The sequence below is a fragment of the Lentzea sp. NPDC060358 genome, from assembly GCF_042725365.1.
Taxonomy (GTDB): domain Bacteria; phylum Actinomycetota; class Actinomycetes; order Mycobacteriales; family Pseudonocardiaceae; genus Lentzea.
In genome coordinates, this window is the sequence record NZ_JBHXCW010000219.1 from 1 (window position 1) to 12,719 (window position 12,719).

Consider the following 12,719-nt stretch of genomic DNA (forward strand, 5'->3'; position numbering starts at 1 on the left):
CCCCACCCGTGATCACGGGTGGGGGCCGGAGGCGTTTCTCAGGCCACGTGGCCGGTCGAGGCGACCGGCGAGGTCCTCTCCACGAGCTGCCGCCGCACCCACCGGGCCACGGTCCGCGGCGGCGGCTCCACCGCTCCCCCGAGGTGCGAGACCACGGTCAGCTCGGCGCCGCCGGGCGACTCCACGGCGATCGCCCAGCCGTGGCCCGACGTCCACAGCAGAGCGACGTCCAGTCCGGGGTGGTCGGCGAGCTCGCCGTCGACCGCGATGTAGACCCGCAGCGGCTTCTCGCGGTCCACGCAGGACGACTCGCCGCTCAGTCCCAGCTCGCGCGTGACCCTCAGCGCGTAATCGAGCTCCAACGCCATCACGTCGACCGCCTTCCGCCCACCGGGGTAGCAGCGCCGACTGCTTGACGCAGAGCGCGGTTACCCCGGAGGAGGGAACGGAAACCTCCGGCGGCGACAGCGCGTCGCCGGAAGTGCCCGCACCAGGGGGTTTCGCGGCCTCGAGCCGTTATGGTCGAGATCGACCGCGAGGAGGCGCCCAGTGGGACTGCGCAGCGAGCAGTGGTACGCCGGTGACGACCGCAACGCCTACATCCACCGCGCCTGGATGCGCCGCGGCGGCCCGGCCGACGGGTTCGCCAAACCGCAGATCGCCATCGCCAACTCCGCGAGCGACCTCACACCGTGCAACGCGCACCTGAACGAGGTCGCCGCCTCGGTCGCCAACGGCGTGCGCGAGGCGGGCGGCACCCCGCTGAACCTGCCGGTGGTGTCGCTGGGCGAGACGAACGTGCGGCCCACCGCGATGCTGTGGCGCAACATGGCCGCGATGGCCACCGAGGAGATGCTGCGCGCCAACCCGGTGGACGGCGTGGTGCTGCTCGGCGGGTGCGACAAGACGATCCCCGCGCTGCTGATGGCGGCGGCGTCCGTCGACGTCCCCGCGGTCGTGGTGCCCGGCGGGCCCATGCTGACCGGCACGTTCCGCGGGGTGCCGCTGGGCTGCGGCACGGACGTCTGGCGGCTGTCGGAGGAGGTGCGCGCCGGGACGTTGTCGCGCGAGCAGTTCCTGCTCTCCGAGTCGGCGATGATCCGCAGCCGCGGCCACTGCAACACGATGGGCACGGCGTCGACGATGGCGCTGGTCGCGGAGGCGCTCGGCACGGTCGTGCCCGGTGTGGCGGGGACGCCCGCGCCGGACAGCAGGCTGCTGGAGGCCTCGCACGGCACCGGGCGGCTGGTCGTCGACCTCGTCGCGCGGGACCGGCGCCCCAGCACGTTCCTGACGAAGGCCAGCTTCCACAACGCGATCGTCGCGCTGGCCGCGATCGGCGGGTCGACCAACGCCGTCGTGCACCTGCTCGCCATCGCCGGCCGCCTCGGCGTCGACCTGACCCTCGACGACTTCGACCGCATCGGCTCCGGTGTGCCGCTGCTCGTCGACCTGCAGCCCGCGGGCCGGTTCCTGATGGAGGACTTCCACCGCGCGGGCGGGCTGCTCGCCGTGCTGCGCGAGGTCCGCGACCTGCTCGACCCCACGGCGTTGTCCGTCACCGGCCTCCCGCTCGTCGACCACCTCGGCGACGCCCCGATCTGGGACCCGGAGGTGATCAGGAGCCGCACCCTGCCGATCATCGCCGAGGGCGGGATCGCGGTGCTGCGCGGCAACCTCGCGCCGTCCGGTGCGCTGATCAAGCCGGCGGCCGCGTCCCCGCACCTGTTGCAGCACCGGGGCAGGGCCGTGGTGTTCGACAGCATCGAGGACTTCCACGCCCGCGTCGACGACCCGGACCTCGACGTGGACGCCGACTCCGTGCTGGTGCTCCGCGGCTGCGGCCCGCGCGGGTACCCCGGCATGCCCGAGGTGTCGAACATGCCGCTGCCGAAGAAGCTGCTGGAGCAGGGCGTGCGCGACATGGTCCGCATCTGCGACGGGCGCATGAGCGGCACCGCGTACGGCACGGTGGTCCTGCACGTGGCGCCGGAAGCGGCGGCGGGTGGGCCGCTCGGACTGGTCCGCACGGGTGACGTGATCGTGCTGGACGTGGAGAACCGGCGGATCGACGTGGAGGCGCCGGACTTCGCCGGCCGCACGCCCAGCCCGGAGATGGCGGCGGCGTTCGCGGCACCGCGGCGCGGCTGGGAACGGCTCTACATCGACCACGTGCTCGGCGCCGACACCGGAGCCGACCTGGACTTCCTGACCGGGTCGAGCGGCAGTGAGGTCACCCGCGAGTCGCACTGACGGGCCGGCGACCGCGCGTCCTCCTGTCCCCCAGAGGGAGGAGGCCGACGCGGCCGCCGGTGCCGAGGACTGCCTCAGTGCGAGTGCTCGTGCTGTTCCACGTGGTCGGAGTCGTGCACGTGGGTGTGCGAATGCTCCTCACCGCCGTGCGAGTGCGTGTGCTCGTGCTCAACGTGATCGTGCTCGTGCTCGCCGTGCGGGTGCGTGTGGGACTCGTCGCCGTGGCTGTGCTCGTGGGAGTGCACTCCGTTGGTCATGCCTCGAAGCCTGGCACGCCTCCGAACAGGGCGCAAAGGTGCAACCTCTTGCTTGTTGCAAGTTGCTTGTTGTTAGCTGCACGAGGCAACAAGGACTTCCGGGGAGGAACTGGATGCGGCGCGCCCTCTTGCTGGCCATCGTTCTGCTGGCGGGGTGCTCGTCACCCGACGGTGAGACGACCGGCTCGGCGACCTCCGTCGTGATCGGCGCGGGCAGTGAACCGGAGAACCTCAACCCGGTGCTCGGGTACGCGCCCGACGGCGCCGCGAAGATCTTCGACGGCCTCGTCTCGCGGGACGCGTCGCTGGCGCTCAAGCCCGCGCTGGCCACCGAGCTGCCGACCGCCTCGGCGGACGGCCTGAAGTGGACCGCCAAGCTGCGCAAGGACATCACGTTCTCCGACGGCACCCCGCTGACGGCGAAGGACGTCGTGTTCACCTACAAGTCCGTGCTGGACAAGAAGGTGAACTCCACGATCGCCTCGCGGTTCGACGCGGTGGCCGACGTCGTGGCCACCGACGAGCAGACCGTCGAGTTCACGCTCTCCTACCCCTACGCCCCGTTCGCGCAGCAGCTCGCGCTCGGCATCGTGCCCGAGGCGAAGCTCACCGGCGTCGACATCAACAGCGCGCCGTTCAACACCGCACCCGTCGGCACCGGCCCGTACACCGTCGCCGAGTGGCGCAAGGGCGACCGGATGGTGTTGAAGGCCAACGAGAAGTACTGGGGCGGCGCGCCCGCGATCAAGTCGGTGACGGTCGTGTTCGTGCCCGACGACAACGCCCGCGCGACCCGCATGGCCGCCGGCGAGTTCGACGGCACCGTGCTCCCGCCCAAGCTCGCCCAGACCTACCGCGAGAAGTCCGGCTACAAGATCGTGCAGAACCCCTCGGCCGACTACCGGGGTCTCGGCATCCCGTCGGAGCTGCCGTTCACCTCCAGCCCGCAGGTGCGGCGCGCGATCAACCTCGGCATCAACCGGCAGGCCATGATCGACGCCGTGCTGGCCGGCTCCGGCAAGCCCGCGTCCACGCCGATCTCGCCGTACCTGAAGAACTGGTACGACAGCGGCTCCGCGTTCACCTACGACGTCGCCGGGGCGGAGAAGCTCCTCGACGAGGCGGGCTGGCGCAAGGGCGCCGACGGCAAGCGCGCGAAGGACGGCCAGCCGGCCCGGCTTCCGGTGCTCTACCCCGCGCCGGACGTGCTGCGCAAGGAACTGGCGCTGGCCGCGGCCTCCGACATCGCGAAGCTCGGCATCGACGCGCCGGTCGAGGCCACGACGTTCGACATCATGCTGCAGCGCCGCAAGGAAGCCGCCGCGGTCTGGGGCGGCGGCGACCCGTACGACCCGGACACGGCCGCGTACACGTTGCTGCACAGCAGGTACGCGGGCCAGGACGGCTACGTGAACATGACGCTGTACCGCAACTCCACTGTGGACTCCGCCCTCGACACCGCGCGCCGCAGCCTCGACCCGGCGGCCCGCAAGCAGGCCTACGCGGACTTCCAGAAGGCTTACGCGGCTGACCCCGGCTGGGCTTTCCTGGTGTTCCTCGACCACACCTACGTGATGCGGGACAAGTGGAACGGACAGGAGACCCAGGTCGAACCGCACGACCACGGCCTGGTGCACGCGGTGTGGTGGAACCTCGAGCGCTGGACCCCGAAGTCGTGATCATCGCCGGAACACGCCGCGTGGCCGGCTGGTCCGGGGCGCCGGGTACGAGGAGGACGCTCGGTGGCTCGCGACACCGCACCGGGTCCACGCCGGTCCCGGGCAACCCGTCGGGCTCCGCCGGCACCGCCTTTGCGACGGGTGCACACCGCCACACACCGCGACCCGCCTCCCACGTCCCGGGCGCAGCGGCACGAGGTGCACGTGACCACACACCACGGCCCATCCCCCAAGCCCCGGCACCGGTCCCAGGCACACCGGCAGGCGCCGCACACCGCCACACACCGCGCCTGACCGCGAAACCCGTCTCGGCTCACCCGCCGCGCGCCACCGTCCCGGTCCCGGCAGCGGGTGCACCACACCCGTGCACCCCCGAGGCCGGGACGGCCGCGCCGTGACGCGGGGCAAGGCGATCGGCCGGCTCGCCCTGCGGCGGCTCGCCTTCGCGGTCCCGGTCCTGCTCGTGGTCAGCTTCGCGCTCTTCGTGCTGGCCAAGGCCTCCCCCTTCGACCCCGTCGAGCGCTACTTCGGCGTGCGGATCATCGGCGCCTCCCCCGAGCGCGTGGCCCAGCTGCGCGCCAACTGGGGCGTCGACGAACCGGTCGTCGCGCAGTACTGGGCCTGGCTGACGCACGCCGTCACGGGCGACCTCGGCGACTCGCTGTCGTTGCAGCAACCCGTGTCGGCGGTGATCGGCGACCGTCTCGGGTGGACGGTGCTGCTCGTGTCGGTCGGCTTCACCCTCGCCCTGCTGCTGGGCCTGCTCCTCGGCACGGTCGCCGCGTGGCGGCAGGGCTCGTGGCTCGACCGGGTCGTCACCGGCGGCTGCTACGCCCTGGAGGCCGCGCCGGTGTTCTGGGTCGGGCTGGCCGTGCTGTACGTGTTCGCGCTGCAGCTGCGGTGGCTGCCGGGCGGCGGCGTGACGACCGGCTCCGACCCGGTCTCGGTCGGCGGCGTGGCCGTGCACATGGTGCTGCCGGTGGCGGTGCTGGCGATCTCGCAGGCGCCCTGGTTCGTGCTGTTCGTGCGGCAGAACCTGCTGGAGTCGTTCACGCAGGACCACGTGATCGGCGCCCGCGCCCGCGGGCTGTCCGACCGCCGGGTCGTGTCCGGGCACGCGCTGCGGACCTCGCTGCTGCCGTTCCTCACGCTGCTCGGCGCGCGCCTGCCCGAGCTGATCACCGGGGCGTTGCTGGTGGAGACCGTGTTCTCGTGGCCGGGCATCGCGCGGGCGACGGTCGAGGCGGCGCTGAACGTCGACTTCGCGCTGCTCGGCGCGCTGACCGTGATGGCGACCGGCGTGGTGCTGTTCGGCAACCTGCTGGCCGACGTCCTGTACGCACTGGCCGACCCGAGGGTGGCGCTCGATGGCTGACCTGACCTGGCGTCCCGCGCCGCGCAGCCGCCTCACCGCGGCCAGCCCTCCCCGGTCGCCGCGGTGGCGGCTCCTGCCGTCCGCGGCCGTCCTCGCGCTCGTCGCGCTCACGGTCCTGGTCGTGCCGCTGGTCGTCGACCTCAACGAGCAGTACGTCGACCTCGCGATCGCCAACCAGCCACCGAGCGCCGCGCATCTCTTCGGCACCGACGAATTGGGCCGTGACGTGCTGCTGCGCTGCGTCTACGCGCTGAGGGTCTCCCTCACGGTCGGCGTGGTCGCGGCCGTGATCTCCGCGGTCGTCGGCACGGCGGTCGGCGCGCTCGCCGGGTCGGTCGGCGGCTGGTTCGACCGGCTGCTCATGCGGCTGGTCGACGCGATCGCGTCCGTCCCACACCTGCTGCTGGGCATCGTGATCGTCGCGGTGCTGCGGCCCAGCCTCACCGCCGTGATCGTCTCGATCGCGCTCACCCACTGGCTCACCGCCGCGCGGATCGTGCGCTCGGAGGTGCTGTCGCTCAAGACCCGGCCGTTCATCGACGCGGCGATCGTCGGCGGTGCCTCGCGGCTGCAGGTGATGACCCGCCACCTGCTGCCGAACGTCGCCCCGCAGGTCCTGCTCGCGACGACGCTGATGGTGCCGCACGCGGTGTGGCACGAGACGGCGCTGTCGTTCCTCGGCCTGGGCCTGCCGCCGCACGCGGCCAGCATCGGCAACATGATCAACGACGCCCAGCGGTCGCTGCTGATCGGCGGCTGGTGGGTGTCGCTCGCGCCCGGCCTGCTGCTCATCGTCACGACGCTCGCGGTGTCCGGCGTCAGCGGCGTGTGGCGGGACCGGCTCAACCCCAAGCGGCGCACGGAGCTCACGTGGTGAACCTGGAGATCGACCGGGTGTCGGTGCGGTTCGCGCTCAAGGGCGCGACCGTCGAGGCGGTCAACGACGTGTCGCTGCGGATCCGGCCGGGCGAGTGCGTCGCCCTGGTCGGCGAGAGCGGCTGCGGCAAGACGGTGCTGGCGAGCGCCCTGCTCGGGTTCCTGCCCGGCAACGCCGAGACCAGCGGCAGCGCCCGGCTCGGCGACGTCGAGCTGCTCGCGGCCACCGACCACGAGCTCGCGACCACGATCCGCGGCCGGCAGATCGGCCTCGTCCCGCAGAGCCCGGCCAGCCACCTCACGCCCGTGCGCACCGCGCGCTCGCAGCTCGAGGAGGCGGCGCGGGTCCTCGGCGGCGACGCGGCCAGGGCGGCGCAGCGCGCGGGCCTGCTGCCCGAGCACCTCGACCGCTACCCGCACGAGCTGTCCGGCGGCATGGCCCAGCGCGTCGCGAACGCGCTGGCGCTGGTCGGCGACCCGTGGCTGCTCATCGCCGACGAACCGACGACCGGCCTCGACCGCGACCTGGTCGACGGGCTGCTCGCCGAGTTCCGCCGGCTCGTGGACGACGGGCACGCCGTCCTGCTGATCACCCACGACCTCGCCGCCGCGCACAAGATCGCCGACCGGATCGCGGTCATGTACGCGGGCCGGATCGTCGAGATCGGCCCGGCGCACGAGGTGCTCGGCAACGCCCGGCACCCCTATGCCCGCGGCCTCGCCAACGCCCTGCCGGAACGGGACTTCGTGCCGATCCCCGGCCAGCCGCCCCTGCTCACGAACCTGCCGGACGGCTGCGCGTTCGCCCCGCGCTGCGACCAGGCCACCGCGATCTGCGAGGACCGCCCCGTGCTGACCGACGACCCGCACGCCGTCGCGTGCCACCGCCCGTGCTGACCGGGACCGGCATCACCGCCGGCTATCGCGAGCCGGTGGTGACCGGCGTCAGCCTCACCGTCCGGCCGGGACGGACCGTCGGGCTCGCCGGGCCCAGCGGTTCGGGCAAGTCCACTGTGGCGCGCGTGCTCGCGTTGCTGCACAAGCCCTTCGCGGGCACGGTGGAGATCGACGGCGAGACCGTGACCGGCTACCGGTTCAAGGCGGCCCAGCGCACCAAGATCGGCGTGCTGTTCCAGCAGCCGCGGCTGTCGGTCGACCCGCGGTTCACCCTGCGGCAGGCCATCGCCGAGCCGGGCGGGGACCGCGTGGACGAGCTCGCGGACCTCGTCATGCTCACCGGCGACCTGCTCGGCCGCCGCCCGCACGAGGTGAGCGACGGCCAGTTGCAGCGCGCCTGCCTCGCCCGCGCGCTCGCGCTGGAGCCGCGCTACCTGATCTGCGACGAGATGACGACGATGCTCGACGCCTCCACGACCGCGGCGCTGGTCGGCGTGATCCGCGCCTACCAGGAGCGCACCGGCGCGGGCGTGCTCGCCATCTCGCACGACGCCACGCTGCTCGGCCGGTGGGCCGACGAGACTGTCACGCTTTCAGCACCGCTTCCACGATGACGTTGTCCCGGTAGCTGCCCGCGACCCGGTCGAAGTCGCCCCCGCAGGTCACCAGCCGCAGCTCCGACAACGGCGTCGGCGCGTACACGACGGCCGTGGGGAACGCGGTCTTCTCCGTCGAGTAGCTGCTGCTCACGACGAACGTGAGCGTGGTGCCGTCCTGGCGTTCGACCAGCACCTCGGCACCGGGCTTCAGCTCGGGCAGCCGGAAGAACACGCCGGGCCCGGTCTTCGAGTCGACGTGCCCCGCGATCACCGCCGGTCCGGCGTCCCCCGGCGCGACGCCCCCGGCGTACCAACCGGCCTTGTCGGCTCGGGCAGGCGGCTCCAGCGCCCCGGCGGAGTCGACCCCCAGCGCCTCGAGCGAGGTCTCGACGCCGATCGACGGGATGCGCACGGTGACCGGCTCCGGCACCTCGTCGGCGCCGGGCCCCTTGACCAGGTAGATCAGCGTGACGAGCACCGCGGTGCCCATCAGGAGCCTGCCCTTGGCCATCAGCCGAACCGGAAGAGCCTGCCGCGCACCGAGTACATCGCGACGCCCACGACGAGCGCGATGACCAGCGCGGTGAGCCAGTCCCAGCCGCCCGCCATGCCGCCGAACCCGGTCTCCTGCCCGCCGCCGGGCACGACCTCGGCGGCCTTGGCGTCGGTCCGCAGCTCGATCCGCTTGGAGCTGACCAGCAGCGAGTAGACGGCACCGGCCTCGGTGCCCGCGTCGAGCCGCGTCGGCTCCTTGCCGCGCTGCAGCACCTCCAGCGCGTCCGTGCCAGGCGGCAGGCTCACGTACCCGGTGGTCGAGTTCGCCTGCACGGCGCGGTGCACGGCGGTGCCGCCGCGCACCAGGTCCAGCTCCGCGTCGCCGCCGTTGATCACCCGCAGCCGCGCCTGACCGCCCGGCGGCAGGCTGACGTCGTCCTCGAGCACCTTCATCGTGGACGCGATGTCGATGACCGTGTACGCCTTCCCGGCGCTCGCGATGACCAGCACCGACCGCAGCACGGGGCTGGACGCGTCCGAGCCCGCCGCGCGGAGCTCGACGCTGTGCTCCCCCGGCTCGATGCGCCGGTACTCGCCCAGGTCGGCGTGGTCGAGCGTGCCGACGCTCACCCCGTCGAGGGAGGCGTCGACTCGGGACTGGTCCGCGGAGAAGTGGCCGAGCCGCACGTACGTGCCGGAGGCGGCATGGGCGGGCGTGGCCGAGAGCAGCAGCAACAGCACGACGGCGAGCACTCGCACGCGGACCCTCCTCTCGTCAGACCTGGACAACGATAACTCGCCTGATCACGGTGCGGTGAGCGTCGGGCGCCCGCCGAGGTGCGCGACGGTGTCCCCGGAAGCCTCCACGGCCCGGCGCGCGGCCTCCCCCGGCGACTCTCCGCGCACGAGGGCGAACGTCAGCGCCGCGACGAACGAGTCACCGCCCCCGGTCGTGTCGGCCACCTCGACGTCGCCGAGGGGCAGCACCAGCTCGTCCGAGTCCCAGGCGACCACGTTGCCCACGTCGTCGACGGCGAACGCCACCAGGTCCGGTCCGAGCGCCAGCAGCTCGCGTGCCGCCGCGACCGCGTCGCCGGCCGTCTCGATCGTCCGGCCGGTCAGCAGCTCGGCCTCCCGGTGGTCCGCGCGGACCACGTCGGCGCACGCGAGCAGGTCGTCGCGCAGCCGCTCGGGGAAGCCGTCGAGGACCACCCGCCCCCGTGCCGCCCGTGCGGCCCGGAGCGCGACCTCCGGCGGTTGCTGCAGCTGCACCACCACGGCGGCGGCGCCCGCGATGAGGTCCAGCGGCAGGTCGTCCTCGCGCAGCAGCACAGCCTCCGGCAGGTGCTCCAGGTACCGCCGGCCGTCCGCCACGAGGTCCAGGATCAACCCGGTCTCGGTGCCCGGCCTGCGCACCACGGCTCCGGTCGCGATCCCGTCGGCGGCGGCCCGCGCGATCAGCCGCGCGCCGGTGTCGTCGTCCCCGACCACGCCGACGAGCGCGACGGGCGCGCCGAGCTGGGCGAGGCCGACGGCGATGTTCGCGCCCTTGCCGCCGAGCAGTTCCCGGCGCTCCCGCACGGGCGTCGTGCCACCGGGCCCCGGCACCTCGTCGACGACGAGGACCAGGTCCCGCGCCACCTGCCCCACCACGACGATCTCGTCCACACCGCTGGGCTACCCAATCGGGGGCCGATCAACTCCGCGGATACCGGTCGGTGACGTCGACCCCGTCCGGCAGCACCTCGAAGAGGTCGACCGGTGTCCGCTGCGAGACCATCTCCGTGCGGTGCAAGCGCTTGAGGCGGTCGCGCGCGACGGCGACCTGCTCGCCCGGCGCGGACAGCACCAGCACGGGCACCGCGCCCTGGGCCACGTGCCCGGCGACGCGGTCCGCGTTGCCCCGCCCGAACTTCAGCACCTTGCCGTACCGCACGAGGTACAGCAGCGTCTCCTCGCCGCGTGAGCGCTTGAGCCGCTGCACCTCCCCGGTCTCGTCGTTGCGGCCCCACGTGCCGTGCGATTTCGTCAGCCACCGGAACCCGGTCCACGGCAGGCCGTGCACGTCGGTGGCGAGGACCGTCCAGCCCGGCTGGGAGTACTTGGCCAGGCGCACCTTCACGGTCGTCGCGGCGATGAGCTCGGAGCTCTCCCGCCAGGTGCCGTCGAGCTCCAGCCGGTGCGCGATCCGCTGCACCGCCGGGTCCGGCACGGACCGGTCGTCCAGGCACACCAGGCACCGCGTCCGCTTGCCGGCGCCGCACGACCGGGCGACCCCGCACCAGCCGCACTGCAGGATCTGGACGTCCGCGCCGCCCGGCCGGTCGTGCAGCACCTTCATCTGGTCCGCCACGACCGCCAGGCACGCCTCGCACAGACCGCACCACGCGACCTCGGTGACCTCCTTGCGCGGCAACCGGGTCATGCAGTTGATGCACTGCTTCACATCGCCCTCCCCGGTGGGAAAGCCTATTCCAGTGCCCGGCGCAGACGCGAGGAGACAAGAGCGTGACGGGGGTCGGTGACGGGGAGCGACCGGCACAGCCGCTCGAGCACCTCGGCGTCCTCGCCGCTGTCCGCGAACGCGAGCAGCGCGTCGAGGTCGCCCCGCTCCAGCACGCCCTTGCGCACGGCCGCCGCGAGGTCGGCGCGTTCCTCGCGGACCACCGGCGCGTCCGACCGGGCGAGCAGCTCGCCGCCGTAGTGGCGGGTCGCCCCGGCCGCGTCGCCGGTGCGCAGTGCGGTGCGCACGTCCAGGAAATCGCCGCGCACCACGGCGTCGAGCCGGTACGGCCTCGTCAGCAGCACCGCGCCGAGGTGCGCGCGCAACCGGTGCAGCTCCGCGCGGACCGTGGTCGGGTTGCCGCGCTCTCCGTAGAGCAGCAGCGCGAGCTGTTCGGCCGTGAGCCCCTTGGGGTGCAGGGCGAGCGCCGTCAGCACCTCGGCGTTGCGCAGCGTCAGCGCGAGCGGCCGGCCGTCGAGGTCGGCCCGCAGCCCGCCGAGGAAGTTCAGCGCGAGCACGTGCCGCCGCGGCGCGAACTGCCGGAGGTGGTGCTGGGCGAGCTGGGCGGCGGCCGCGACGAGCTGCGGGACGGCCGGGTGCACGGTCTTGAGCGGCCCGCTGACGTCGACGACCCCGAGCACCACGCCCGTGTGGGGGTCGGTGATCGGGCTCGCCGCGCACGTCCAGCCGTGGCAGGTGCGCACCAGGTGCTCGCGGGAGTGGACGGTGACGGGCCGGCCGGTCACCAGCGCCGTGCCCATCGCGTTCGTGCCGATGGCGTCCTCGCTCCAGCGGGAGCCCTCGGTCAGGTGGACGCGCTCGGCCCGGTGGCGCACCTGGTTGTCGCCCTCGCACCAGAGGATGTGCCCGCGGGTGTCGGTGACGATCATGATCGTGTCGTCCAGGGACAGCGTGTGCCGCAGCAGCGGCACCGTCGCCGCCAGCGGGTGCGTGCCGCGCAGGTCGGCGACCTCGTCCGGCGCGTAGACGACCGGCGCCTCGTGGCGGTCCGGGTCGACGCGCGCGGCCAGGGAGCGCCGCCACGACTCGAAGATCTCCGGACGCGCGGCACCCAGCTCGACTGGGTCCATCGGTCCAGGATGCAGGCCGCACCGCCGCGGCGGCAAGCACCGGACTGCTCCGAACGGATGCAACGCGGGTGAAACGTTCGCGGTTCTACGTTCGCCGCCTGGTCGCAACGACGCGGGAGGCCCGACGATGACGAAGTACGCCGCTCCAGGACAACCGGACAGCGTGGTGACGTACCGGGACCGGTACGACCACTTCATCGGCGGCGAGTACGTCCCGCCCGCGAAGGGCGGGTACTTCGCCAACCCCACCCCGGTCACCGGCGAGGACTTCACCGAGGTCGCCCGCGGCACCGCCGAGGACGTCGAACGCGCGCTGGACGCGGCCCACGGCGCCGCCCGCGCGTGGGGCAGGACCTCCGTCGCCGAACGCGCGAACGTGCTCAACCGGATCGCCGACCGGATGGAGGCGAACCTCGAGAAGCTGGCCGTCGCCGAGACGTGGGAGAACGGCAAGCCGATCCGCGAGACGCTGGCCGCCGACCTGCCGCTCGCGGTCGACCACTTCCGCTACTTCGCGGGCGCCATCCGCGCCCAGGAGGGCGGCATCTCGCAGATCGACGAGGACCTGGTCGCCTACCACTTCCACGAGCCGCTCGGTGTCGTCGGGCAGATCATCCCGTGGAACTTCCCGATCCTGATGGCGGTCTGGAAGCTCGCCCCGGCGCTCGCGGCGGGCAACGCCGTGGTGCTCAAG

General features: G+C 73.1%; 14 protein-coding genes. 7 read left to right on the forward strand and 7 right to left on the reverse strand.

Annotation, left to right across the window (positions count from 1 at the left end; all coding sequences use genetic code 11):
- Positions 1-38 precede the first annotated feature (38 nt).
- Positions 39-362, reverse strand: coding sequence for a DUF6292 family protein (locus ACFWGZ_RS32690; RefSeq protein ID WP_382455442.1), 324 nt, complete (start codon positions 360-362; stop codon positions 39-41).
- 187 nt (positions 363-549) lie between these two features.
- Between ACFWGZ_RS32690 and ACFWGZ_RS32695 the strand changes: the two genes are divergently transcribed.
- Positions 550-2,253 carry a dihydroxy-acid dehydratase gene (locus ACFWGZ_RS32695; protein ID WP_382455443.1) on the forward strand — a complete coding sequence of 568 codons (1,704 nt, stop codon included), beginning with the start codon at positions 550-552 and terminating at the stop codon, positions 2,251-2,253.
- Positions 2,254-2,327: 74 nt separating this feature from the next.
- Here ACFWGZ_RS32695 and ACFWGZ_RS32700 read toward each other — a convergent pair whose 3' ends face one another.
- Positions 2,328-2,510, reverse strand: coding sequence for a zinc transporter Slc39a7 (locus tag ACFWGZ_RS32700; RefSeq protein ID WP_382455444.1), 183 nt, complete (start codon positions 2,508-2,510; stop codon positions 2,328-2,330).
- A gap of 113 nt (positions 2,511-2,623) precedes the next feature.
- Here ACFWGZ_RS32700 and ACFWGZ_RS32705 point away from each other — a divergent pair, with 113 nt between their 5' ends.
- The 5 genes from ACFWGZ_RS32705 (at position 2,624) to ACFWGZ_RS32725 (ending at position 7,951) form a co-directional block, all read left to right on the forward strand.
- Positions 2,624-4,189: an ABC transporter substrate-binding protein gene (locus tag ACFWGZ_RS32705; RefSeq protein ID WP_382455445.1), complete on the forward strand. Its 1,566-nt coding sequence runs from the start codon at positions 2,624-2,626 to the stop codon at positions 4,187-4,189.
- Positions 4,190-4,553: 364 nt separating this feature from the next.
- Entirely contained in the window at positions 4,554-5,564 is a 1,011-nt protein-coding gene (locus tag ACFWGZ_RS32710) for an ABC transporter permease (RefSeq protein WP_382455446.1), read from the forward strand.
- Entirely contained in the window at positions 5,557-6,441 is an 885-nt protein-coding gene (locus ACFWGZ_RS32715) for an ABC transporter permease (protein ID WP_382455447.1), read from the forward strand. The genes ACFWGZ_RS32710 and ACFWGZ_RS32715 overlap by 8 nt, the downstream gene beginning before the upstream one ends.
- Positions 6,435-7,337 (forward strand): ABC transporter ATP-binding protein, encoded by a 903-nt coding sequence (locus ACFWGZ_RS32720; RefSeq protein ID WP_382455448.1) that lies wholly within the window; start codon positions 6,435-6,437, stop codon positions 7,335-7,337. The genes ACFWGZ_RS32715 and ACFWGZ_RS32720 overlap by 7 nt, the downstream gene beginning before the upstream one ends.
- On the forward strand, positions 7,331-7,951 hold the full coding sequence (locus tag ACFWGZ_RS32725) for an ABC transporter ATP-binding protein (RefSeq protein ID WP_382455449.1): 621 nt from the start codon (positions 7,331-7,333) through the stop codon (positions 7,949-7,951). The genes ACFWGZ_RS32720 and ACFWGZ_RS32725 overlap by 7 nt, the downstream gene beginning before the upstream one ends.
- On the opposite strand, the gene ACFWGZ_RS32730 is transcribed toward ACFWGZ_RS32725, so the two are convergent.
- The 5 genes from ACFWGZ_RS32730 to ACFWGZ_RS32750 are packed head-to-tail and all read right to left on the reverse strand — an operon-like array spanning position 7,923 to position 12,025.
- Positions 7,923-8,447: a class F sortase gene (locus ACFWGZ_RS32730; protein WP_382455450.1), complete on the reverse strand. Its 525-nt coding sequence runs from the start codon at positions 8,445-8,447 to the stop codon at positions 7,923-7,925. The two genes, ACFWGZ_RS32725 and ACFWGZ_RS32730, sit on opposite strands and share 29 nt — an antisense overlap.
- Positions 8,447-9,190 carry a DUF4397 domain-containing protein gene (locus tag ACFWGZ_RS32735; RefSeq protein ID WP_382455451.1) on the reverse strand — a complete coding sequence of 248 codons (744 nt, stop codon included), beginning with the start codon at positions 9,188-9,190 and terminating at the stop codon, positions 8,447-8,449. Before ACFWGZ_RS32735 ends, ACFWGZ_RS32730 begins: the two co-directional genes overlap by 1 nt.
- A gap of 45 nt (positions 9,191-9,235) precedes the next feature.
- The gene (locus tag ACFWGZ_RS32740) at positions 9,236-10,099 is read right to left on the reverse strand and encodes a PfkB family carbohydrate kinase (protein WP_382455452.1); all 864 of its coding nucleotides are present in this window, start codon (positions 10,097-10,099) and stop codon (positions 9,236-9,238) included.
- Between the two features lie 28 nt (positions 10,100-10,127).
- Positions 10,128-10,877: a hypothetical protein gene (locus ACFWGZ_RS32745; RefSeq protein ID WP_382455453.1), complete on the reverse strand. Its 750-nt coding sequence runs from the start codon at positions 10,875-10,877 to the stop codon at positions 10,128-10,130.
- A gap of 23 nt (positions 10,878-10,900) precedes the next feature.
- Positions 10,901-12,025, reverse strand: a complete 1,125-nt coding sequence (locus ACFWGZ_RS32750; protein WP_382455454.1) for a transcriptional regulator — start codon at positions 12,023-12,025, stop codon at positions 10,901-10,903.
- A gap of 127 nt (positions 12,026-12,152) precedes the next feature.
- Here ACFWGZ_RS32750 and ACFWGZ_RS32755 point away from each other — a divergent pair.
- A partial coding sequence (locus ACFWGZ_RS32755) for an aldehyde dehydrogenase family protein (RefSeq protein ID WP_382455455.1) occupies positions 12,153-12,719 on the forward strand: 567 nt, incomplete at its 3' end.

What these genes read in the sequence shown, in the direction of transcription:
- ACFWGZ_RS32715 (WP_382455447.1), top strand. Translation starts at nt 5,557, where the DNA reads ATGGCTGACCTGACCTGGCGTCCCGCGCCGCGCAGCCGCCTCACCGCG.
- ACFWGZ_RS32705 (WP_382455445.1), top strand. Translation starts at nt 2,624, where the DNA reads ATGCGGCGCGCCCTCTTGCTGGCCATCGTTCTGCTGGCGGGGTGCTCG.
- ACFWGZ_RS32700 (WP_382455444.1), bottom strand. Translation starts at nt 2,510, where the DNA reads ATGACCAACGGAGTGCACTCCCACGAGCACAGCCACGGCGACGAGTCC.
- ACFWGZ_RS32750 (WP_382455454.1), bottom strand. Translation starts at nt 12,025, where the DNA reads ATGGACCCAGTCGAGCTGGGTGCCGCGCGTCCGGAGATCTTCGAGTCG.
- ACFWGZ_RS32730 (WP_382455450.1), bottom strand. Translation starts at nt 8,447, where the DNA reads ATGGCCAAGGGCAGGCTCCTGATGGGCACCGCGGTGCTCGTCACGCTG.